At 50.4% G+C, this 24,180-nt stretch carries 16 protein-coding genes; 11 read left to right on the forward strand and 5 right to left on the reverse strand.

Translation table 11 applies throughout. From position 1 onward, the window contains the following. Positions 1 to 3: 3 nt before the first annotated feature. Complete coding sequence (locus AB1656_20470; GenBank protein ID MEW6237768.1) at positions 4 to 768, forward strand: class I SAM-dependent methyltransferase; 765 nt, start codon at positions 4 to 6, stop codon at positions 766 to 768. A 17-nt stretch (positions 769 to 785) separates the two neighbouring features. Here AB1656_20470 and AB1656_20475 read toward each other — a convergent pair whose 3' ends face one another. Further along, a complete protein-coding gene (locus AB1656_20475) occupies positions 786 to 1,316 on the reverse strand; it encodes a hypothetical protein (GenBank protein MEW6237769.1) in 531 nt (176 codons plus the stop codon). A 265-nt stretch (positions 1,317 to 1,581) separates the two neighbouring features. Between AB1656_20475 and AB1656_20480 the strand changes: the two genes are divergently transcribed. From AB1656_20480 to AB1656_20495, 4 genes are all read left to right on the forward strand, one after another. Further along, a complete protein-coding gene (locus AB1656_20480; GenBank protein ID MEW6237770.1) occupies positions 1,582 to 2,283 on the forward strand; it encodes a tyrosine-protein phosphatase in 702 nt (233 codons plus the stop codon). 114 nt (positions 2,284 to 2,397) lie between these two features. After that, on the forward strand, positions 2,398 to 3,867 hold the full coding sequence (locus AB1656_20485) for a radical SAM protein (GenBank protein ID MEW6237771.1): 1,470 nt from the start codon (positions 2,398 to 2,400) through the stop codon (positions 3,865 to 3,867). A 207-nt stretch (positions 3,868 to 4,074) separates the two neighbouring features. Further along, a complete protein-coding gene (locus AB1656_20490) occupies positions 4,075 to 4,338 on the forward strand; it encodes a hypothetical protein (GenBank protein MEW6237772.1) in 264 nt (87 codons plus the stop codon). Beyond that, the gene (locus AB1656_20495) at positions 4,308 to 4,709 is read left to right on the forward strand and encodes a type II toxin-antitoxin system VapC family toxin (protein MEW6237773.1); all 402 of its coding nucleotides are present in this window, start codon (positions 4,308 to 4,310) and stop codon (positions 4,707 to 4,709) included. Before AB1656_20490 ends, AB1656_20495 begins: the two co-directional genes overlap by 31 nt. Before the next feature lie 52 nt (positions 4,710 to 4,761). Here AB1656_20495 and AB1656_20500 read toward each other — a convergent pair whose 3' ends face one another. The 4 genes from AB1656_20500 to AB1656_20515 form a co-directional block, all read right to left on the reverse strand. Further along, positions 4,762 to 12,744 (reverse strand): tetratricopeptide repeat protein, encoded by a 7,983-nt coding sequence (locus AB1656_20500; GenBank protein MEW6237774.1) that lies wholly within the window; start codon positions 12,742 to 12,744, stop codon positions 4,762 to 4,764. A gap of 293 nt (positions 12,745 to 13,037) precedes the next feature. Beyond that, a complete protein-coding gene (locus AB1656_20505) occupies positions 13,038 to 13,784 on the reverse strand; it encodes a succinate dehydrogenase/fumarate reductase iron-sulfur subunit (protein MEW6237775.1) in 747 nt (248 codons plus the stop codon). Further along, a complete protein-coding gene (locus AB1656_20510) occupies positions 13,784 to 15,697 on the reverse strand; it encodes a fumarate reductase/succinate dehydrogenase flavoprotein subunit (protein MEW6237776.1) in 1,914 nt (637 codons plus the stop codon). Before AB1656_20510 ends, AB1656_20505 begins: the two co-directional genes overlap by 1 nt. 2 nt (positions 15,698 to 15,699) lie before the next feature. Beyond that, positions 15,700 to 16,395 (reverse strand): succinate dehydrogenase cytochrome b subunit, encoded by a 696-nt coding sequence (locus tag AB1656_20515; protein ID MEW6237777.1) that lies wholly within the window; start codon positions 16,393 to 16,395, stop codon positions 15,700 to 15,702. An 846-nt stretch (positions 16,396 to 17,241) separates the two neighbouring features. On the opposite strand from AB1656_20515, the gene AB1656_20520 reads away from it, so the two are divergent. From AB1656_20520 to AB1656_20545, 6 genes are all read left to right on the forward strand, one after another. Continuing rightward, positions 17,242 to 17,937 carry a YHS domain-containing protein gene (locus AB1656_20520; GenBank protein MEW6237778.1) on the forward strand — a complete coding sequence of 232 codons (696 nt, stop codon included), beginning with the start codon at positions 17,242 to 17,244 and terminating at the stop codon, positions 17,935 to 17,937. A 404-nt stretch (positions 17,938 to 18,341) separates the two neighbouring features. Further along, positions 18,342 to 18,965, forward strand: coding sequence for a hypothetical protein (locus tag AB1656_20525; protein MEW6237779.1), 624 nt, complete (start codon positions 18,342 to 18,344; stop codon positions 18,963 to 18,965). A gap of 213 nt (positions 18,966 to 19,178) precedes the next feature. Continuing rightward, positions 19,179 to 20,081: a sensor domain-containing diguanylate cyclase gene (locus tag AB1656_20530; GenBank protein ID MEW6237780.1), complete on the forward strand. Its 903-nt coding sequence runs from the start codon at positions 19,179 to 19,181 to the stop codon at positions 20,079 to 20,081. A gap of 82 nt (positions 20,082 to 20,163) precedes the next feature. Continuing rightward, complete coding sequence (locus AB1656_20535) at positions 20,164 to 22,527, forward strand: glycoside hydrolase family 95 protein (protein MEW6237781.1); 2,364 nt, start codon at positions 20,164 to 20,166, stop codon at positions 22,525 to 22,527. 168 nt (positions 22,528 to 22,695) lie between these two features. After that, positions 22,696 to 23,796: a hypothetical protein gene (locus AB1656_20540; protein ID MEW6237782.1), complete on the forward strand. Its 1,101-nt coding sequence runs from the start codon at positions 22,696 to 22,698 to the stop codon at positions 23,794 to 23,796. Between the two features lie 54 nt (positions 23,797 to 23,850). Continuing rightward, the gene (locus AB1656_20545; GenBank protein MEW6237783.1) at positions 23,851 to 24,078 is read left to right on the forward strand and encodes a helix-turn-helix transcriptional regulator; all 228 of its coding nucleotides are present in this window, start codon (positions 23,851 to 23,853) and stop codon (positions 24,076 to 24,078) included. The last annotated feature ends 102 nt before the right edge of the window (positions 24,079 to 24,180 follow it).

The raw sequence follows: 24,180 nt of genomic DNA on the forward strand, positions 1-24,180 counted from the left end.
CCGATGGCCAAATACCCCGTCTATTCGGCTTTTGCGGAAATTTACGACCAAGTGATGCGGGACGTGGATTACGAAGGCTGGTCGCGGCATCTCATCGACCTGGCGAATCGTTACGGCGTCAAAGTCAATAAGATTCTCGATTTAGCCTGCGGCTCCGGCAGCATGTTGTTGTGTTTGCTCAAAAATGGCTATGAAGCGTCGGGCCTTGATCTCTCCGAAACCATGTTGCGCCTCGCGAGTGAAAAATTCAAGAAAGCGGGATTCGCCGTTCCCTTGTATCGAACTTCCATGGAGTCCTTTTCCCGTCTGAAGCTGCCGCGAAATTTCGATTTAATCGCCTGTCTCTACGACAGTCTCAACTATATTCTAGATGAAAACGGGCTTATAAGTTGTTTCACCGACGTTTATAAGCATCTGCGGCCCGGCGGCGTTTTTATTTTCGACGTAACCACGGAATACAATCTATTGCATAATTTCGCCGGGTATACGTTCGCGGAGAATTTCGACAAAGCCTCCTATATCTGGGAAAACGAATACGATGTCATCAAGAAAATATGCAATTCCAAAGTGACGGTATTTTACGAAGAGGATGGACAATATAAAAAGCAGATCGAAATGCACACCCAGCGCGTCTATCCTACATCGGATCTTCTGGAAATGTTGCACAACGAGGGATTCGATACGTTAGGCGCCTTCCATAATATGACCCAAAAGCCGGTGGAAGAGAAATGCGAACGCATCCATTTCGTTTGCCGCAAGCCGGAATGAAAAGCCCGCTTTATTCGTCAAATACGGCTATGGTTGTATTGAAACGCCCAAAAAATGCGATAAACCGCAATAAGAACGAACAAGGTTAAGGCACCCGCCTGCATGCGCCGTTTTTGGCCCCATCGCGTAAATAAGAACGCCGCCGATCCGAGCAGCAAGGTTTCCAGGAAGATGGGAAACGGCTTAAAAATGCTCCAAAAATGAGTGGGGATGTCGAGAATGTCGATGCCTGGAGGCCAATCGTAGCGGACAAAAGGCCAGAACCAGGGATTGAAATCCATATCGGCGATAAGATGAGCCAAGTGGCCGAATCCATAAGACCAAGCGGTTTTCTTCCCCCAAAAATAACAGGCCGCCATTACGCATAAGCCTAATCCCAGCCAACTATGCATGAAGCAGCGTCCGTATGGCGTCCAATGAAGGACGTCGTTCAAAGGCTTGTCAATCAAATCCGGCAAAAAGGCGCCCAAGACGACGGGAAGCCACTCCGCCTTGAACAAACGAGCGCCTAAAACGGAAAAGGCCAAATGGCCGGGAACGGGATACATGCAGCGTCTCCTTAGCGGCGAAGCATTGGAGTAAAAATCCTAGCGCCCTCTGTTTTCCATGCAAGGAGAACATGGCATGTTAAATTTGGCGGCGGCGGATCGATTGATTTCGATCTATACAATTTATGTAACCGTATTATTTTGACATGAATCGTTTTCCGTATAAAATAGTTATCGTATTGAGAGAAAAGGCAGCGATAAACAAATGAAAATTCGCCGATTCAAAATATATCGTCATTTTTATAGAGGAATCTTATTCTTATTATTGGGATTATGGATTTCTTCCTCCTCTACTTATTCCGACGGCGATTCTCGCTGGATCGAATTAGCCGGCCCCCAAAATATGCGCGACGTGGGAGGATTGACGACGAAAGACGGCCTGCGGATTCGTCCGGGGATTCTGTTCCGTTGCAGCCGTTTGGCGGAAGCGACGGAGGATGATTGCGTACGTTTGCATTCGCTAGGGCTGCGCACCGTTTTGGATCTGCGTTCGGAAGGGGAAATTTGGGCTAATCCCGATGCGCCCTGCATTCTGGAAAAGGTCGAATATAAACCGCTTCCCATCGTCATCGGCAGCTTCGCCACGCTGGAGGAAATCTATCTCGATATCGTCAACACCTATGCTCCTTCCATCGCGGGCGTTTTTAAGGATATCGCCAATCCCCAAAATCTGCCGATTTTATATCATTGCACATTGGGAAAAGACCGTACGGGAATTACTACCGCTTTGCTCTATCTGCTGCTGGGCGTGGATCAAGAGAAAATCATGTCGGATTACCTTTTATCGCTGGAAGCGGGCTATTGGGTCGATCCGGCGTGGCTGCAAGCTGTTTTGGATCAAGTCGAACGCGAAGGCGGCATCGAGATATTCCTATCCAACCGCAGCGTCAACGCCGAAATCCAGGCGGCAGTGAAAGAGAATTTGCTCGAACCTTCTTCCGCCGTCGAGGAATGGCGCATTCATTAATCCATATCTCCGTTCATCTTTCCCAGTCCGCGTCTCGTCTCTTCCGGCTTCCAATCGCGATGTTCGAATTATAATGGGATGCCGATAGATCATTTCATCATCAAAGGAGAAGCGATGAGTTTTTGGGATTGGATCGCGGAGGAGAAGCATTTGCTCACCTATCCCCAAACCCCGCATGGCCCAATCGGGCTAATGTATCCCAACGAATATTCCATCGGAATGGCGAACCTGGGATTTCAGCAGGTCTATAGACAGTTCCGGGAATCGGGTTTTTCCGTGGAAAGAATTTTTTGGGATAAAAAAGGAAGAGAGACCCGCAGCGTCGAAAACCGGACGCCGCTTTTTCGTTTTCCCTATCTGGCGGCTTCCTATACGTACGAATTGGACCTTTTTAATCTCATAAGCATGATGCTGCGCGGCGGCGTCGAACCGCTGGCGGCGCAGCGGGGAGAAAACGCGCCGCTTGTGATCCTCGGTGGTCAGGCGGCGTCTTCCAATCCCGCGCTGCTGTCGCGCATAGCAGACGCCATCGTGTTGGGGGAAGCGGAAACGATCGTCCAAAAGATAGCGCCGGTTTTGGAGGAGACGGCAAACTCGCGGCGAATGGCGCTGGAGTCGTTGGCGGCGATTCCTCACGTCTATGCGCCTGCCATTCATGGCGTTTTCGAACGCCGCCAATGGACGATTCACCGCCTGGATGCGCTCGACGCCTTTCCCTGCCATACCGTCATCCACTCGCAAAGAGACGAATTCGGGGGCGCGTTTCTATTGGAATTGTCGCGGGGATGCCATTACCGCTGCAAGTTCTGCATCGTTCCCCCTCAAGGCGGGTCTGCACGCTACCGTGATTTCGATGCGCTGACGGCGGCGTTGGAGCGGCATTTGGATTCGTTCTCCAAAGCGGGATTGTTGGGCGCCGCCGTGGCCGATCATCCCCGCGTTGAAGATATCGTGGAATGGCTGGTAAAACGGGGAAAACAGGTTTCGACCTCCTCGCTGCGGGCGGAAAAGATCAGTGAGCGCTTGCTCGATTCCCTGCGCGAAGGCGGCCAGCAAACCATCACCATCGCGCCGGAAACGGGAAATATTGAATCGCGGCGGCGCATGGGGAAAGGCGTGAGCGACGAGAAATACCTGCGATTGGCGGAGATGGCGGGACGGCGCGGCTTTCCCCATTTGAAATTGTATTTCCTCCTCGGCGTTCCCGATGGCGATCCGATGCGGGAAGCGGATGACATCATCCGCTTCGTCCGCCAGATCGAACAAGCCTTTTGCGGCGCTGGGGGCGGACGCATGACGGTAACGGTTTCGCCTTTTGCGCCCAAGCCGGAAACGCCGTGGTCGGGCGAGAATCTGTGGGACGCCAAGGCGGTCAAGAAAGCTTCCCGCATCATCCGCAAACATCTTTCCTTCCACGGGAACATCAAAACGCCGCCGGTAAACGTCAAAGAGGCATGGATGGAAACGATATTATGTTGGGCGGGACCAGAAGCGGCGGACGAATTGCTGCGCGCCGCCAAGGGAGAAATCGCTTTGGAGGAAGCATTTCGGAATTTCGATTTCGCCGCCATGAGCCGAATCTGATACTTTGACTTGTCACTCAGAAATAATATTCTGCTCGCGAAACCGACTTTTAATTTCCTTTCCCATTATTTGGCGAGATTTGGCAAGGAGTGATGATAGAAGACGTATTATTCCATCGCCTTTATCCTCGCAGAAAAAATTCCATTATCTGATTTTTCGAATTTATTTAATGCTAAAATACGAATAAAAAGATGGTAGGGAATTAAAATGGTTGAAGTCGCGCGGGGTGTTATACATGGCTCCAATATCATCCTAACGGAACCGCTGCCGCTGCCGGAAGGCGCGGAAGTGATTATACGCATCGAATTGGCGAATGCGGATCGACCAGACAAACCAACGCTTTCCTTAGAAGAATTCAAGCAGCTGCCTTGCTGGGGAATGTGGAAGGACCGCGAGGATATGGCGAATAGTGAAGAATGGATTAGAAAGGAAAGAGAGCGTTGGAACCAACGGTTAACAAAAAAGGATTGATCGATACGGATATTCTGATCGACTCTCTTCGCGGCGATAAAGCCGCAGAACAATTTCTATTTGACTTATTTGAAGACGAAACGATCCCCATCTGCGTAATCACAGCCATGGAACTTATTCGAGGAAGCCGAAATTCAGCAGAATTAAGAACGATTCAACAATTTCTTGAACGTTTTCATATTCTTCCGTTGAATCATTCTATCGCTAACAAGGCATATGAGTGGATGATTATGTTTTCTTTAAGTTATAGTTTGGAAATTCCAGACGCCCTAATTGCTGCGACCGCTTCCGAAAATGGATTGACCTTATTCAGTAAAAATATCCGGCATTATAGGATGATTCCGAATTTAAACATCCATCGCCCATACTGACATGAGAAGAATGAGTGATGTTCAGTTATATCGATTGATTGAACCATCCCCTTCAATACAACGAATTCGCCTTCTGCGTTCTTAGACTGTTGTTCATAGGATTGGTGGCGTCGTTCCAAAGCTGGATTTGCCGTTGCTGCACTTGCTGCAAGCGGTAGAAGTTGCTGCCCAAGGCGTCCATATCTTTCATGGGACGAGCGAGTTCTTCTGCTTGTTGAACCATTTTCTCCACCGGCTTTCCCGCCGCTTCCGGCGGTGGGCCTAGTTCCTGAGTTCCGCGATAGAAGCCATATTGATCGCCCAGTTGCGCAAGCACCGTTACGGCGCCTTGCACGTCTTCCGCTGTGAAAACCCCGCGCAAGTCCGTTTCCCCGGCGATGAATTTATCGTTGCGGCCGCCCCGCACTTGGATTTTTACGTCTTTGACCAATTTCGGCGGCTGGCCTGTTTGCGCATTGACGCGCACGATTCCTTGCGCCGCGTCTTCCTGCACTTCCACCTCCAAATCGCTGCGTAAGACCATGCCGGAAGTTAACAATCCGTTGCCGCTGAGTACGACGAGATAGGCGCCGGGTTCTTTTAGTTGCAAGTCGATTTTCGATTCGTTCCATTCGAATTTTTTCGCGCTTTTCCAATCGAGCATCTTTTCCACGATGGGCTGAATGCCCGCGAGGTTGATGTGCGTCATGCGTTCCAAATCGCGTTCGGAAAGATAGAACTTCATCAAATCCACCTTATAAACGCGCAGATCGGCGGCATCCAAATTTTTATGTCGTAACGCGATGGAAGCGGGATCGGCGCCGTGGAAGGTTGTTACATCCTCCATTTTGAGGCCTTTATCGGTCAGGTGGTCAAGAGATAGGACGGCGTCGCCGAACGCTTCTTTCACCCGCTCGTATTGTTCGAGAGCGCGGTCGAAATCGCCCGCCGCATGTAGGATTTTCCCCGCCATCAGGATGGCTGCGTTGGCTTCCTCGCTTTTGCGCGAACCGCCGCCGGGCGCAGGATAATCTTGCGTCGAAACTTTCTGCGCCAATTCCAGCGCTTGGGGATATTGTTCCAATTGGAATTCGGCATAGGCGGCCAGGTAATCGAAACTGTCAAGATACGCGCTCGCCGCAAATCGCTTGGCGAAGGCTTGCGCCAGCCGGGCGGCGGTCGCGAAATTCTTTTGATCGAGCCATAGATTCAGCAACGTGTATCCCGCCTCGTCCGCCATCGGATTGCGCGGATACAGAGCCATAAACGACTCAATCATGCCCACGGCTTCGGCTAGCAGGTCCTTTTTCGTATGGCCGGATTGAATGAAATTCGTCTCCTTGGCCCATTGATCCACATTCTGATAGATGATCGTTCCCGTGGAATAGACGGCAGTCTGCACATTGGGGATGTCGGGATATTCCATAATCAATTGCTTGCGGTAATCCAATGACTCGCGATAGCGGTTGACCTCTTGCAGCGTTCCGCTGACGGCGCCTTCCTGCAAAAACAATCCATCGAGCAGCGAGCGATAGACATACACCGCCCGTTCGCATTCGCCAATGTTGCGATAGGCTTGGGCTAATTTTCCAATTTGGTCGAACTGAATTTCAAATTCTTTATCCCGCTCCTTGATGATCTCGAAATAACGCACCAATTCCTTGGCGTCGCCGCCTTGCAAATGAATCTGGAACAATTTTCTAGCCGCATCCAAGTAAGGTTCGGGACGTAAAGAATAGCCGTTGAAAAGCATAGTCAAAAAGCGCTTAGCCGGTTCGTAATCTTTGTCGTCGAAATGCTTGACGCCAAGATAATACATTTCGTCCGGCGTAGGATTGTATTCCCGTTTGGGCTTCTCGCCTTCTGGCAGGATGGCGATGGATTGGGAATCCGCAGCGTAAAGTTGTTCCGGCTTCTCCACGGTCGTCATAAAAGCAGGAGCGGCGCGATAGGTTCCCGCGAAACGGGCGCGCAGTTGATAGTCGATCGTATAGTTCCAATAAGGTCCACGCAGGTAAAAAACAAGCGTATTGCCTTGTTGTTCGAAACGATCCACCGGACCGCGAACGGAATTCTTCTCCAAGAAAAATCCGGCGGGAATATGATCTTCAATGATAAGATAATTCGTCTCCCGGCGTCCGTCGATTTGCAGCCGGATATTGACTCGATCCCCGGCGGCAACCTCTTCGATCTGATTTTTTACTCCTTGATATGATCCCTCCACGACGCTGTAGCCGCGAGGGAGATCCTGGTTCTTATAAGTCATGGGGCCATGCTCGTATTTTCTGTAAACATTGGCGAATAGCCTGTCTTGCGGTTCGATCCATTCCTGCGGTTTCACGTCTTGCTTCGTCCAACCTTCCATCACGGCGGAATAGCGGCAACTTCCTTTGCCATCGAAGAGAAATTCAACGCGATTGCTCGCCGGTTTGATCCAGCTAGGATCGATTTCGATTTTTTGATATGGAAAAACGGATTGGGAAGAACGATATTGCAGCGCTTTTTGGCCGTTTACGTTAATCGTCAATGCAAACGCCTGCGTCTCTTCCGCCGCCGCTTGCAAATAGGCGGAAAGGGCTTGCATCCGCACTCCCAACGGCGGCGCTGCTTCCCGCAGTAGATGGATGGAATCCGCCGTCAGTTCCGCCAAAAAGCGCTGCGTCTGTTTTTCCGTGCGGATGGTGGGAGGCAATTGGAAATAAAGCCGCGCAACGTTGGCGGCGATTTCCTGGCGGCTGGCGAAATAAGCGGGTTTGGCGGTAGGACTCTCTCTCTTCTCTTCCCTCTCGCTGCTAGGATTGGCGATACCCGTAGATTCCAATAACAGATTAAGCGCCTCGACGGCTTTTTCGCCGCGCCCCATATTGAACCAGGTTAATCCAAGCATGGAAGCGTCGAAAGCATCCAGACGCGCCAGGTTGCGATGAATGCGGTTCGCGAAGGTGAAGTCCGGCGGTTGAATCAGCGACCAAGCATAGAGGATGCGCGCTTTCTCGCCGTCGTCGGCGGTTTGTTGATAGCGTTCGGCGAGTTGGGCTAACGTCGATTCGAAAATTTTATCCGGGACGTTAAAGCCATGCTGTTTGGCTCTTTGCAGCAGTTCGATGGCGCGCGCCGTAGTTACGATATCCGACGCGGCTTCGCGTCCTCCGCCCCATGCCCATAATCCTTGTTCGTTTTGGGATGCAATGGCTCGCCGAGTCGAAGCGTCAACGATGTTTTTCAATAATTCCGCTGGAACCTGTGCATTCTTCTTCACCTTATCTGCGCATTCCCAAGCGGCCAGCGCCGCCAATCCTTTTTCGATTTGAGCGCGAGTAGAGAATGCGCCGTCCTCCTGCGTCCAGGCGGGGCGCAGCAAAGAAATATCTCCCGTCCCGCTGACGCCGATCCACATGCCAATGCGCGAATAATCCACTTTGGAAGGAAGAGAAAGATTATCGATGATGGCGTTGTCGCTCGCGACGCCCGATTTGCCGGCGCGGATAGGAACGCCCCACGGCAGAATGGAGAGCGTCTTGCTCACGGCGTCGCCCTCTTGCGGTGTTCGGCTTTCCAACGTCAATGTTGCGTCTCCCGCCGCCTCCGCAAGCAAGGGAACCGTCTGCTTATGGATGCCCGACGGCTCCAGCGATTCGTCCCAGGCGGTCTTATGCGGACGATCGCTGATCGTTTGAGTGAAGGTAGTTTGGCCTTGTTGTTTTTGGGCGGTATTGTTGCGCACGACAACCAGGCCAGACGATTGATCGCCTTCCACTAAATAATCCGGCGTCTCCAATTCGACGCGATAGGATTTATCGACGACGATCTTCTTCTCGGCCTTATTGATGAGCGTATCTTTCGTCACCGCCACCGCCTGCGCTTCCCATGTCGTCAGCGAGTCGGGCAAAGGAACGCGAACCTTCGCTTGCCCTTTTTCATCGGTAATAATGGAAGCGTTGAAATAGGCGGAGGTGGGGAAATCTTTGCGGATTTGGATAGGCGATTCGCCGGAATAAGCGTATTTGGCGAAATAATAACCGCCGTATTGATCCCCCATATTGCTGCCAGCGTCAATCGGCGCTACGGCAGATAGCATAACATCTTTATCGGCCCCTTTCGCCTCATAACGTTCTTGACTGACAACATCTAAGCCCGCTTTCAAATCCGATAAGGCTCCCCTCAGTTCTGGAGCGGATGGAGCGGCAGGCAATCCTAAACTCCGTTCGCTCAACGCGGCGGCGGTTTCCGATCGCCTGCGCAGTTCCCGCCCGGCGCGCAAACCTTCGCCCCTGTCCTTATCTTGCAATAATTCCTCTTCCGCCTGTTTCGCCACTTCCGCCAAAATGTCTTCGCTGATGGGACGAATCGCACCTTCATACTTGAATTCCGCCGAAGAAGCGGCGGGAAGCATTCTTCCCCGCCCAGTTTGTTGAAAATATTCGTCCGAGATTCCCATATAATTTGGATACAGCGCCAGAAACGCCGCATCGACAAGCGAAAGCGAGAATTCCGCCGTTACGGGAGCGCCTGTATGATCGCGAATATCGATCGAAAACTCCGCTTCGCCGCGCGGAGAGTAGGATTCGGCGTTGGGCGTAATAACGACATCCAATCCGCGATGAACATCGAAATGAATGTTTCGGGAATAAAAACGGTTATCCGACATCATCATTAAGGAAATAACGGCGGATGGGCTATAGCGTTCGTCCATTTTCCAAGAAATGGCGTTTTTGCCTTTTTTCAATTGGACGACGCGATATTCGACAACGCCTACGCGCTCGCCCGTAATTAAGCATAGATTATCCGGCAATCGCGAAACAACGGTGAATTCGACGGTCTCCCCTTGTTGGCAGCTGTTTCGATCGCTTAGGATGAGAAGTTTATTGTCGTCATCCTCACCGGAGATATGAACGAATATCGGCAAAGAATAATTCGTTCCCTTACTATCTGTTCCTTCAGCGAAAATCTGATAGTCCCCTCCCGTCTTCGCCGTGAAAGAAACCGTCGCGGGAACGTTTTGTTTATCTGAAGTCGTAACAATTTTCTCTTCAACGGTTTCGTAGGCTTCTTCATCGTTCTTACGTTGCAGACTGACTTTGATAGACGTTTTGATTAGTTCTAACATATTGTTGCTTTTAACTGTCGCCACATTCACCTGGAAAGGTTCGTCGACAAGGTAAGTTGATCTGACCGTACTAATAAAAATATAAAATTCCGTATCCACAAGGACAATTTCTTTGAAATTATGAATTTGCCGATTCGGATATTGAACATTGATATAGAAATTGCCTTTATCTTTGGCATCCCATGTTTCAAATCGAAATTTGATTTCACCCTTCTCATCCGTAAAACCTTCGAACATTTCTTCCTGAGGTAAAATACTATTGCTATAAATAAGTTTTTCGCTGGGAAGAGGATTGCCGGAGAAATCGCTTACGCGGATGGTTCCCTCGACGATATCGCCGTAGTAATAGCAATCCTGCTTCGTCTCGATCTCGATGCGGGCTGTAGGCAGCGTGAATTTCCGCACGTCAAAGGATACGGAATAAGAGGGGCCGTCTTTGCGCGAGATCGCCAAGTTGTAGGTTCCCAATGGCGTGGATTCGTCAAGTAAAAATTCGCCATGTATAGTTCCGAATTCGGAAAGGCGGCTTGTTTGTTTATGAATAATCGTCCCGCGCGAATCCACTGCGGCGATTTCATATTCGTATTCGCTTGGAATGGCGAGTCGTCCCTCTTCGATCTCGCGTACAAGAGCGCGGTAATTGACCTCTTCGCCCGGTTGATAAACGGAACGGTCGCAATAAATTTGAGCGCGAGGCTGCATGGGCAGCGCCGGAGACGTATTTTGAATATCGAGACTCTCTCCCGTCCAGTTTCCGTCATAGGACGCGAAAACGAAGAGCTGATTCGCCTCCAGCGCCTTCAGATGGTGCGCGTGAAAAACGCCGTCTTTATTAGTCTTTCCCTGCGCGATGATCGTCTTTCCATCGCTGACAAGAACCTCCGCCCCCTCGACGATCTGCTCGGCGCGCTGGTCTTCGGCGTAAACGAAAATTTCATCCTTCCCCCCTTTGATAGCCGCCGCCAGATCGGAAACGAGCAACAACGCCGTGCCTTGCAGCGTTTCCGATTCCACCTGGATCGCCCAGGCGCCGGGACCTTGAACGGAGATGGGAATCGAGAGCGAAATTTCTTTATAAGGACGATAATTCTCCGGCGTCGCCGTCCATACTTTATTGGGAGCGATTAAATTTACGTCCAGATTTTCCACGTCTCGGATGGTATGCTGCGATTGGAAATAGGCGGGTAAATCCAGCGGGTACAGTTTGCAGACGATTTTCTCGATATTGCGCAGCGTCACTCGCGCAAAGGGTTTTTCATCGGTGCGGAATGCGCGCTCCGTAGCCAGCGATAATGATATCACCTGCAATTGGCGAATGCGTTCTTGCGCCTGTTCCTGATACGGCCCAAACGTAATTTCCTTATACTGGTCGATGGCTTTTTCCTGATCGTCCAATTCCTTTTCCGTAGTATCCGCTATCAAGAAAAGCGCGTTGGAAGCCTGTTCGCTTTGCGGGTAGCGTGAAGCCAGGTCTTTCCATAAAGCGATCGCCTCATCATAGCGGCGCAGAGACCGCTCGTTCTTGCCCAGCTGGACGAGAATATTGGGAACGCGCCCATCGAGGGGATAAGCCTGCTGAAAAGATTCCCATCCCGCCCGCGCCGTTTTGAAGGATTCGAGAACGCTTTCGGGAATCGATTCATTTCCGGGAGATTTATTCTCCTGGCGCATATCGCGCCTCCATCGCGCCAACTCCTTTTCCGCCCGCCGTTGCAGGCTTTCCACTTTGCGGTAGCGCGTATAGACGATGGATTGCTGCGCTTCCCGCCAATTTTCGTCAACGGGATGATTGGCGAGAAAAGTCTCGAAGGCTTTTATAGCTTCGTCGAATTTCTCTTGCTCCAACAAACAGCGGGCGATTAGAAATTCCGCCGCAGCGTTCAGCGGCGGCGTCGCCCGTTTCGCGTATTGTTGCAGCATGGTTTGCGCGGCTTCCAAAGCTTTATCGAACTGGCGGCGATGGAAATAGGCTTGGGCTTTTTCTAAAGCGGCTAAGGGAACGTTTTCATGGTTGGGGAATAAAGAGATATATTCGTCAATGTACTTCACGCCCAGCGACAGGTCTTTATCGTTTTCCGGATCGGGAACGCCATAGGTCTTGGCGATTTTATAGGACGCCTCGGCGATGATTTCGGGATGCTTGGAATTTTTCCCGTCCGCATCGCGCAACTTTTTCCATACCCGCCGCGCTTCGATTTTATCGCCCATTTGAAAAGACGCCTCGCCGCTTTTGAGCAAAGCTTGATCGAGATATCCGCCTTGGGGATATGGATTGGGAATCTTATCGGACGTCGGCGCATCGATGGTGGAAGCGGCGGATAGTACAACGGATCGGTAATAGAGAATCAATTCCTGCAATTTCAACCGCGCTTCTTTCCATTGTCCCATTTGATAATGCGTCATGGCGATTTGATAGGAAGCGCGTTCCCAGGCAGGGCCTTTGAGAAGAATCTCACAGGAGCGTTCGTAGAGCGTGCGCGCGCAATCGTAAGAGGGCGGCTGATTCTTCTTTTCCGGCGCGAAAAACCGGTCGGCGTGACGAATAAAGATATCCGCAATTTCCGAGCGGCGGGCAACCGACAACAATCCCCCCGCTCCAGCGGCGTAAATGGCCTCGGCTTCGGCGTATTTCTTCAAAAACATCAAACAATCGGCTTGGCGGTATCGGGCTTTAACGAACCAGCGCGATTGGGGATGGTTCGCAACCAGCGTTTCGTAATAAGATAACGCCTCATCGTACTTCTCCTGGTCGAAAGCCGCCGCGCCGAGTAGATAGATCGCATAAGCCTTCTCTTCCGGCGCATCGAACTGGGCCGGATTCAGATTCTGCCGCAAGCGCTCGAATTGCAACTCGCGCAAATCGTTCTCCGCGTCCTGGATCGAATAACCCTGCGCAACAATGGGCATAGACAAAGTAAATAGAAGCCCCGCCATTAAAAAATGACGCATGATCCGCCTCCTGGATAAGATATATCTTCCATAATTGGTAGATAAAACTCGCGCCGATCGTCAATTTATTTCGCTTTATCATCCAATATAACGATTGGAATTGAGTTTGGGTTTTTGAAGGATAAATGTTTTCGACGCTGCGCCTGAGGAATATTTGTGTAGGGTGGGCTCAAAGCGAAGCGTAGCCCACCTTCTCATACGTCCGATTATTAACCGAATGCAGAAGGTATAAAAACGGCAAAGGGCGCACGTTCGTACGCCCTATCGCTTAAATGTTTTTCTCGCCGCGCGAATTATATGCTGGTTAAATTGGCGGTGAGATATTCGCGATTCAATTCCGCTATGAATCGGACGCTGATCTCTTTGGGGCAGGCGGCTTCGCATTCGTGCTGATTCGTGCAATTGCCAAAGCCTTCCCTGTCCATCGCTTCGACCATGTTAAGGACGCGGCGGCGGCGTTCGGAGTAGCCTTGAACCAAGTGGGCGAATTGGGAAACCTTCGCCGCCACAAAAAGCATGGCGGATGCGTTTTTGCAAGAAGCGACGCAGGCGCCGCAGCCGATGCACTGCGCAGCGTCCATCGCCGTATCCGCTTCTTCCTTGGAAATCGGAATGGCGTTGCCGTCCGGCGCGCCGCCGGTATTGACGGAAACGAAGCCGCCCGCCTGCATAATACGGTCGAAGGCGCTGCGGTCCACGACCAAATCGCGGATGATGGGAAAAGCCTTGGCGCGCCAGGGTTCGACGGTGATATGATCGCCGTCCTTGAAGCGGCGCATGTGCAATTGGCAAGTGGTGGTTCCACGATCCGGTCCGTGGGCTTTGCCGTTGATCATCAGGGAACAACAGCCGCAAATGCCTTCCAGGCAGTCGGATTCGTAGGCGATGGCTTCTTCGCCGCTTTCAACGAGTTGCGCGTTGAGGACATCCAGCATTTCAAAGAAGGAACTTACGGGACTGATGTCCTTCACATGATAAGTAACCATTTTTCCTTGGGCTTGAGGACCGGCTTGACGCCAGACGTGGAGCGTGAAATTCATTACTTGTAACTCCTCTCCGCCATATGAACAAACTCGAATTTCAAGGGTTCTTTATGAAGAACGGGTTTTTCGCCGGCGCCCTTGTATTCCCAGGCGCTGACGTAGCTGTATTCGGCGTCGTTGCGCTTGGCTTCCCCTTCCGCCGTCTGGTGCTCCTCGCGGAAATGGGCCCCGCAGGATTCGTCGCGATCCAGCGCGTCGTAGCATAATAATTCGGCGAATTCGAGAAAATCGGCGATGCGTCCCGCTCTCTCCAACATCATATTGAAATGTTCGCCTGTTCCGGTGACGATAACGTTTTTCCAAAAATCCTCCCGGATGCGAGGAATCTCCTCCAAGCATTTCTTCAAACCCGCCTCGTTGCGGCTCATGCCGCAATAATCCCACATTAAGCGCCCTAGCGTGCGGTGGAAAACGCCGGTCGTACGCTTCCCTTTTACGGAAAGAATGCGCTTGATTTTTTCGCATACTTCCTTCTCGCACTTTTCGAATTCGGAATGCTTGACGTCCACGAGCGCGGGTTTTTGCGAAGCGAGATAATTCCCGATGGTGTTCGGCAGAATGAAATAACCGTCGGCCAATCCCTGCATCAGGGCGCTGGCGCCGAGGCGGTTGGCGCCGTGATCGGAAAAATTGGCTTCCCCGGCGACGAAAAGTCCGGGAATGGTGCTCATCAGATCGTAGTCTACCCACAAACCGCCCATCGTATAATGGGGCGCGGGGAAGATGCGCATAGGGACTTTATAAGGATTCTCGTCCGTAATCTTTTCGTACATTTGAAAAAGATTGCCGTAGCGCTCGCTGATGACATCCTCGCCTAGCCGATTGATGGCGTCGCGGAAATCCAGGTATACGCCGTAACCGGATTCGCCGACGCCGCGCCCTTCGTCGCAAACTTCCTTGGCGCTGCGGGAAGAGATGTCGCGGGGAGCAAGGTTACCGTAGCTGGGATATTTCCGTTCCAAAAAATAATCCCGTTCGTCTTCCGGTATCTTGTTGGGGGGGCGCTTATCCCCTTTCTTTTTCGGAACCCAGATGCGTCCATCGTTGCGCAACGATTCGGACATCAGGGTTAATTTCGCCTGCCGCTCGCTGTGAACCGGGATGCAGGTGGGATGAATCTGGGTATAGCAAGGATTAGCGAATGCTGCGCCTCTTTTGTAAGCGCGATAGGCGGCGGTAACGTTGCAGCCCTTGGCGTTGGTCGATAGATAAAAAACGTTGGAATAGCCGCCAGTGGCTATGATAACGGCGTGAGCGTTATGGCGTTCGATGGCGCCGTTAATCAGGTTGCGGGTGATAATGCCGCAAGCGCGCCCATCGGCGACGACGAGATCGAGCATTTCGTGGCGCGTCCGCATATCGACGGCGCCCAGCCCGATCTGGCGGCTGAGGGCGGAATAAGCGCCAAGCAACAATTGTTGGCCGGTCTGGCCGCGAGCGTAAAACGTGCGCGAAACCTGGGCGCCGCCAAAAGAACGGTTGGCCAGGGTTCCGCCGTATTCCCGCGCAAAGGGAACGCCCTGTGCAACGCATTGGTCGATAATGTTGTTGCTGACCTGCGCCAGGCGGTAGACGTTGCTCTCCCGCGAGCGGAAATCGCCTCCCTTAATGGTGTCGTAAAATAAGCGCCAGATGCTGTCGCCGTCGTTTTGATAATTCTTCGCCGCATTGATGCCGCCCTGCGCGGCGATGCTGTGCGCACGGCGCGGCGAATCCTGAAAACAGAAGCATTGCGTCTCGTAGCCCAACTCGGCTAGCGAAGCCGCGGCGCTGGCGCCCGCAAGGCCGGAACCGACGACGATGATCTTAAATTTCCGCCGATTCGCCGGACTGACCAGCTTCATATTCTCGCGGTAATTGTCCCATTTATCTTGAAGCGGACCTTCTGGAACTCTTGCGTTCAATTGCATGATCAATTCCCTCCCGCCGGCATACCCAGCCATCCCAACAAAACGGATACGGGAACGATGATGTATCCGCAGGCGATTCCCCATCCTGCCACGAGGCTGATTCGATTGACGCAGGCGGAATACGCGGGATGATTGAAGCCCAGCGTCTCGCAGGCGCTCATGATGGCGTGGCTGAGATGAAATCCCAACGCAATCATGAGAACGATATACAAAATGGAATAAAAGGGATTTTGAAATCCGTAAATCAACATGGCGTAAACGTCATGCCGCCCCTTCGCGTCCATCATATGGAAATATTCCGGTTGCAACTTCCCCATCGTGTAATGCAAAATATGGAGGACGATGAAGCCGAAAACCAAAATCCCCGTATAAATCATCGTCCGGGAAGCGAGCGACGCTTGAATCGTCCCAAAGTTCTGGTAGGAAACCGGCCTTGCGTTCCAATTTTCCAAGGTGAGTTGGATGGAAAAGAAGACGTGAACCAATAACGCCAATAGAAGCGTCAAACGAACCGCCCAGAGCAGTTCGCCCAGTCCTTGCAGGAACGCCGCGTAACGGTTGATGGGTTCGGGACCGGCGAAAATCTGAAGGTTTCCCAACATGTGGCCAATGAGAAACAATATCAGAAATACGCCGGTGACGGCCATGAGGATTTTCCGGCCAATAGATGTCACCCAGAGTTTCTTTGTAGAACTCATCCCTAGTTTCTCCTCATTTTCAACAAACTACCGCGCCATTTCGAAGTTCAAATCATAGAAGACATACGCATAGAAGAACAATATCCAACTTTTCGATCTTATCAAAACTCGGCGGGATTTCGAAGAGACGCAAAAGGGAAAATTAGAATTTTATCCCAGCGCATTCCCTTCCTCCAAAATTTTTAACTCATTTTACGCAGCCTGGGAGCGCAGGCATCTTGCCTGCCTTTTGAAATACTCATCCCAGAGCGGTGTATAGGCTTAATATCTATTGCGTTTTCAAATCACGATAATACGAAATAACTCGAATTCCACGAAATATTCGAATCGCGGATATCGTGGATTCTTTTGGATTTCACGGAAAAATCTTGGCGGCGATGCGAATCTGTTAGCCAACCGTTCTTCTTTTCTTTTTTCGCGTCTTTCATTTTCCTTTCGCGTCTTTGTGATTCCAACGACGATAGAAAGAGATTCCTTTAATTACCCATCACGCGTTACATGAGATCATATTATTTGCAAAATTGGGTTGCGGAAGATATGATAAATGGATAGCGCCAAAGGGGGGCAAAGGCAAGACGCAGTCAGCCTTTGATCTTTTCCCGAATGGCTGAAAGTTCGAGCATCATCGTTTCCGTTTCGATCGAATCTACAAGAGATAATATTCGTCCTCCGCGTTTTCCGTTAAGGTTGATTTCATGGGAAATATGTTCTATGTCATTGAGAATATACGATTTATCTGAACTCCTTCTCGCTTTCTGAATTTATATACTTTGCACTTTATATATTTTACTTATATAATAATCTTTGGCGATTACGCCGAATACTTTAAATCAGGAGGTTTTTGTAATGAAAAAGGTTATGAGTATTATGGTTTTAAGCGTTTTCTGCTTGGGTTTATCTCTGTTCGCTTTCGCTTCGGAAAATGCCTCAGCGAAAAAAGAAGATAAACGAATCGCGGTGGAATTGAAAGCGATGAAGGAGAGAAAACCGCAGAGCAAATGTCCGGTTATGGCCGGAAAAGTCGACGAGAAAAACTCTGTGGAATATATGGGATATCTCATAAAAACCTGCTGTCCGGATTGCATCGCGGCTGTGAAGAAAGATCCATTGGGCGCCATCCAAAAAATCCGCGCCAATGGCGAAGAACCGGCTCTGGCGGCGAATTTCAAAACCCAAACCGTATGTCCGCTTTCGGGAAAGCCTGTAAATGATGAAGCTTACGTTATTAAAAACAACGTCATGGTGAAATTCTGTTGCCCGGATTGCAAGGCGAAATTCGTCAAAGATTGGGATAAGTCGCTCGCGGCGATGCTGAAAAAAGGAGAGGCGCCGATTATATTAACGATGGCGCAGACTGCTTGTCCTCTGAGCGGCGAAGCCATCAATAAAGATAGTGCGGTAGAATATAAAGGGAAGAAGGTTTATTTCTGTTGCGACGATTGCCAAGCCAAGTTTAACGCTTCCCCGGAAAAATATCTGCAAGCGATGGCGGATGAAGGCATTGTTTTGGAAAGCGTCAAGTCGGTCATCTTGACGCATTGATAATTAACTCCTGATACGTAATTCCATTCCCTCGTCCTCTGTGTTAGAGTTAAGGATAGTTCGTTGAATCATTCCTCACCCTTCCAAATCTTGGGTAAGGAATTGAAAAGACGGTAACTTCATAGGGAATTGGCCATTGCGTTCAGTATATGTAATAAAAAAAATTCCCGGATTTTGACCTTTGGGTGAAAGTCCGGGTTTTTTTTGTCGAAAATACGGCTTATACGGCTTTTTAAGATTGGAAAACATAGATATCTTTTTCTAAATTGATTATTGTACATTGAATTTATCTTAATTTATGAGATTTCTTTTCCGCCGGGGATTCTTATGCGCTTTCAAGTACAATCCAATTGGAGAATCGCTTCAGAACGCTTAACGATTCGGGTTGGCTTAAGGAGCGTTAAATGAGCCAATCGAAACGCTTAGGTCAAGCATTGATCGATTCGGGCGTCATCGACTCCCGCCAGTTGGATGAAGCGCTTGCCGTTCAAAAAGAGCATTCCCACCGCACGTTAGGCGAAATTGTTTCCTCTTCTTACGCCGTCCCTATGGAGATGATAGAAACCGTTTTCGTAAAAGATATTTTAGTTCCTTCCGTTAAGCATATGTTGGCGGATCATTTGAAAATGGAAGAAGAGAAATTCACCCAAGCCCTTCCGATTAAAGCGAATCAATTAGTTTACGATATCGAAATCATATCCACGAAGTTCAGAAGAACGATTTCCACTCATTTTATCCGGGAAGAAGGTTCCGATTTTCCTTTAAAACTCCATAACCGCTACGCAACGACAGATATGGAGGGGATTCTAAAAATCGCTATCTCCTCAGCATCGGGCGAAACGATTTGCCAAGAAAATTACGTCTCGTTCCGCTACGATTTCGGGGACAAATCCGCCCGCTTCGAGGGAGGAGACCTCAGCGGCATCCAATTCCGCTTCTCCCGCGCCATCGCCGAACGGCTGGGAAAGGTTCTTACTTATAAACCAATCAGCGAGCAGGAATTGGATGATGTATTAAGCCAACTCTAAATCGATTCGTTATAACTTCCCAAATTCTTTGTTGCGTTGAGTGGATTCGAACCGAAGCGCAGTCCGCTATACCCTGCCTTCAACCGTGAATTAATTCCTCGGCTCGTTCCTTTTAAAAACTATCTCAGCTGCCGATAATCCTTTAAAATGCGCTTTAGAACATATCCCCAAGGATTTGCCCGGATATCGTTTTCAACATGAAAGAGACTCGTCATGGAGATGGAATCCTATCTTTTTGAAAATCTAATCGATGGTTTGGATGAAGGCATATTCTTTATTGACCGGAATATGCGAATAGTTTATTGGAACCGGGGATGCGAAAAAATAACCGGCGTGAAAGCTTCGAAAGCGATAGGCGCCCATTGTTGCCAAGAAATTCTCGATCACGCCGATTTGGAAGGAAATTCTCTTTGCCATAACGTTTGTCCCGTGGGAAAAACTCTGGAAGACGGGAAAATTCGCGAAATCGAGGTTTACCTACAATGCAAAAAGGGCGGCAGAACCCCTATCTTTCTGCGTATTATCCCCTTGCTGGATAAATCGGGCGCCATTACCGGAGCGGCGCATTACTTCATGGATATTACGATGAAGTTGGATATGCAGCAAAAGATGAAGGAGCTGAAAGAAAAAGCCTCGATCGATCTTCTAACGGATTTACCCAATCGGGCCTTGATCGATTTCAACTTGAATTCCCGTCTCAACGAGTTTTTGCGCAATGGCTCCACGTTCGGTGTTCTCATGATGGATATCGACCATTTCAAGGATTTTAACGACAAATATGGGCATGACGTGGGGGACGAAGTATTGAAGATGGTGGCGAAAGTCTTTTTAAGCAACGAAAGGCCATACGACGTCATCGGCCGTTGGGGCGGCGAGGAATTCGTTGGCGTCGTAGCGAATATCGACAAATTCGGCCTCTTCAGTTTCGCCGAAAGACTGCGTTACCACGTAGAAAGAATGCGTTTAATCGTTGGCAAAAAGAAACTGAAAGTAACGATCTCTATCGGCGCCACCTTAGCTCTTCCCACGGACAACCAGGATAAATTGTTGAAAAGAGCCGACGAGTTGTTATACCGATGCAAGAACAATGGCCGCAACTGCGTAACGGTGGGGTGATATTGGCTGAAAAAATGGAATGATTGCCGCGCATATAAAAAATCAGACCATTTGTGAAATTTAGTTAGGAAGGAATTATGTAATGAAAAGCGTTTTGAGTAAGATTTTTCTCTGTTTTATGATGATTATCGTTGGCGTTTCTTCGGTTTGCGGAATGGAGAACGACTGGAAACTTTGGTATCGTCAACCGGCATCCAATTGGTTGGAAGCTCTGCCCATCGGCAACGGACGCCTCGGCGGCATGGTCTTCGGCGGGACGGATGGGGAGCGCATTCAACTCAACGAGGATACGCTCTGGTCGGGTCATTTCAGCAACGCCGACCGCGCAAACGCATACAAATATCTGCCGCAAGCGCGAAAACTGATCTTCGAAGGGCATTATTCTGAAGCGCAGAATCTCGTGCAAAAAGAATTCATGAGCGAGCATCTCGATAAATACAGTTATCAGACGCTGGGCGATCTCATGCTTCGCTTTCCCTCCATCCCGGCAGCTTCCGTCTATCGCCGCGAGCTCGATCTCGACGAAGCGATTGCGCGAGTATCCTATCAAGTTAACGGAGCGATATATTGCCGCGAAGTATTTTCCAGTCCCGTAGATCAAGTCATCGTCGTTCGCATCGCTTGCGATAAACCAGGGCTTCTCACTTTCGACGTCAACTTGACGCGCCCTGAGAACTTCGAGACGAAGGCGGAGGGTAATAATTTTTTGATAATGACCGGCCAGGCGGATGGCGGCAAACCTTCGGCAGGCGTTGGTTTCGAAGCGCGTCTGCTGGCGATGCCCGAAGGCGGGAACGTCACGGCGGACGAGAACGGCTTACATATCGAAAAAGCCGATGCAGTAACATTACTGCTGACAGCGGCAACAACCTACAATCATCGAAATCCCGGCGAAATTTGCGAAAGAACGCTCGCCTCCGCCGCCAAGAAAACCTATGAACAGCTGCGCCGCGTTCACATCGCCGAACATCAACGCCTATTCCGCCGCGTAAATCTCGATCTGGGCGGCCATGAAGCGGAAGCGATTCCGACCGACCAGCGTTTGAAAGCGGTCAAAGACGACAGCGAGGATCAACAACTGATCGCTCTCTATTTCCAATACGGCCGTTATCTTTTAATCAGCTCGTCTCGGCCTGGATGCATGCCCTCCAACCTGCAAGGCATCTGGAACGATCGCATCAACGCGCCTTGGGGCTCCGATTATCATATCAACATAAATATCCAAATGAATTACTGGCCCGCCGAAGTCTGCAATCTTTCGGAATGCGTCCAACCTTACTTCGATCTCATCGACAATCTGCGTCCCAACGGCCGCAATACCGCCCGCGACGTTTACAACTGCGGGGGCTTCGTCGCTCATTACACCACCGACGCCTGGTGGTGGACATCCCCCAACGGTCATGTAGGTTACGGCATGTGGACGCTGGGCGCGGCCTGGTCGTGCCATCACTTATGGGAGCATTATCTTTATACGGAAGATAAAGAATTTCTCTCCCAACTCGGTTATCCCATTATGAAGGAAGCCGCCGAGTTCTTTCTCGATTTTCTCACGGAAGATCCCAAAACCGGCCAGTTGGTCTCCGGCCCTTCCACATCCCCCGAAAACACGTTCATCGCTCCCGACGGCAAAAAGATCAATCTCTCAATGGGCTGTTCTATGGATCAGGAAATCATCTGGGACTTATTTTCCAATTGCCTGGCGGCGGCCAAGGTTCTCAGCCTTCAAGATGATTTTACAGAAAAAGTTCAATCGTCTCTCAAGCGCCTGGCCCTACCTAAAATCGGTTCCGACGGACGACTGATGGAATGGCAGGAAGAATTCAAAGAAGCCGAACCGGGTCACCGTCACATGTCGCATCTCTTCGCGCTGCATCCCGGCAGCCAAATCACTTTGCGAGGAACGCCCGAATTGGCGGCGGCGGCGCGCAAATCGATGGAATATCGCCTGGCCAACGGCGGCGGCCATACAGGCTGGAGCCGGGCCTGGATCATTAACTTTTGGGCAAGGCTGGAAGAAGGCGCCAAAGCATATGAGAACATTCTCGCCCTGCTGCGCAAATCAACCCTCACCAACCTCTTCGACGATCATCCTCCCTTCCAGATCGACGGCAACTACGGCGCAACCGCCGCCGTCGCCGAGATGCTGCTGCAAAGCCATGATGGGGAAATCCACCTGCTGCCTGCTCTACCTTCAGCTTGGAGCGAGGGTTCGATAAACGGCTTGCGGGCGCGGGGAGGATTCGAAGTGGATATGGAATGGAAGCAAGGAAAAATCGTTCGCGCCAAGATTCGTTCCCTGCTCGGCGCTCCCTGCCGCCTGCGCATCGGCGTTCCAGTTTCGTTGGAATCGGACGGCTTCCGCGTTCCCGCTTCCTCGCCCAAAGCAGGAGTGCTCGAATTCGAGACGGCCAAAGGAAAAACCTACATTCTTGAAACGGGAAATTAAATATTCTCACCCTATAAAGAAGCGCTTCTTGTAACGGCTCGCCAATCCGCCTGTAACCATTCGACGGGGGGTTGATGATTTTTTTTTCTATTTTCCTATTGACAGGAGGAGGTTTTCGTCCTATATTTGTTTATATGTATACAGTTTATATAAGAATGGAGAAGGACGATGTCGAACCGGGAAAAAAGAAGAGGTCCCAAGACGCACCGCTATCTGATTTACGCTTTCAGCGCCTTATTCACGTTATTGTTGATTTGGTTCTTCGGCTTTGTTTTGGAAGATATTGAAAAACTGTCGCCGCCGGATTACGAAAAAGTCGAGAAAAAGCATATTGACGGCAGCTTATACGGCAAAATGGAGGAATTGAAAAAATCCCGGCAAACTCTCTCTACTCAAATCGGCAACCAACGAGATATCCAGGAAATATTGCGAACCAGTACGGAGAACTCCCAGCAAACGATGAACCAACTCGTGGAATTGCATAAACTGAACCTGCAACAAGGCGTCAAACCCACCGAAGCGGAACAAGATGCACTGGCGGAAAGCGAATCTTTATTCCTCGAAAATCAAAAGAAATTCCAGGAAGCCAATCGTTCGATCGCCGACCTTAGCGAACAACAGCGCAGCCTCGATCGGCAAATCGAAACCCTGCAAATCGATATCAATGGAAAACAGAAACCGGCTCAAGAAGAGTATCGCCTTCTTACGCGCAAGCATGAAATCAAGAAGGCGTGCCTAAAACTCGGTTTTCTGCTTCCGATTTTTCTGATATGCGCTTGGTTGCTCTTCAAAAAACGCGCCGGAACCTATGCGCCGATCGCCATTTCGTTCATCGTCGCCTCTTTTTGGAAATCCGGAACGGTCTTGTTTCAACATTTGCCTCTCGCCTATTTCAAATACATCGCCATCGGCGCGGTCATCGCCATCGTCCTCTCCTTTTTGGTTCATCTGATCCGCCTGGCGGCGGCGCCGAAGCGGGATTGGCTGCTTAAACAGTACAAGGAAGCCTACAACAAGCATCTCTGCCCCATCTGCGCCTATCCCATCGAGCGCGGCGCCTTCAAACAAGCCGTTTGGAGCGCTAAAGGACCGAAACTCATCGGCCCGGTTCCCAGCCGCGAAAACGCCGAGGACGAGAAGCCCTATTCCTGCCCCTCCTGCGGCGAAAAACTCTATGAAACCTGCGGACAGTGCGGCGCCATACGCCATTCCCTGCTGCCCCATTGCCTGTCCTGCGGAGAAGAAAAGACGCTTGAGGCTTGCGTTTGAAGGGGAATAATGGAGATATATTTTTAACGGCGCCCGCTACAAGGAATAGTAATCATGTCCAATAAACAAAAGTCCACTACCGACGCGGTTGAAATCCTTCGCCGCCGTTATTTTGAAGGAAAACACGAACGATTGACGGAATTGGAAGAAGAACGCGCCAATGCCGAAATTGCTCGTTCTATTTTTGAATTGCGGGAAAAAGCCGGCCTAACCCAAAAAGAACTTGCCGAATTAGTAGGAACAACGCCGTCCGTGATTTGCCGGCTGGAAGACGCCGACTAGGAAGGACATTCTCTTTCCATGCTGCCTCGAATCGCCGCCGCTTTACGGCAACGAGTCGAAGTCAAATTCATTCCTCTAGCTCGCGCATAACACGGAGTCTGA

The sequence above is a fragment of the Candidatus Omnitrophota bacterium genome (assembly GCA_040755155.1).
Lineage (GTDB): Bacteria > Hinthialibacterota > Hinthialibacteria > Hinthialibacterales > Hinthialibacteraceae > JBFMBP01.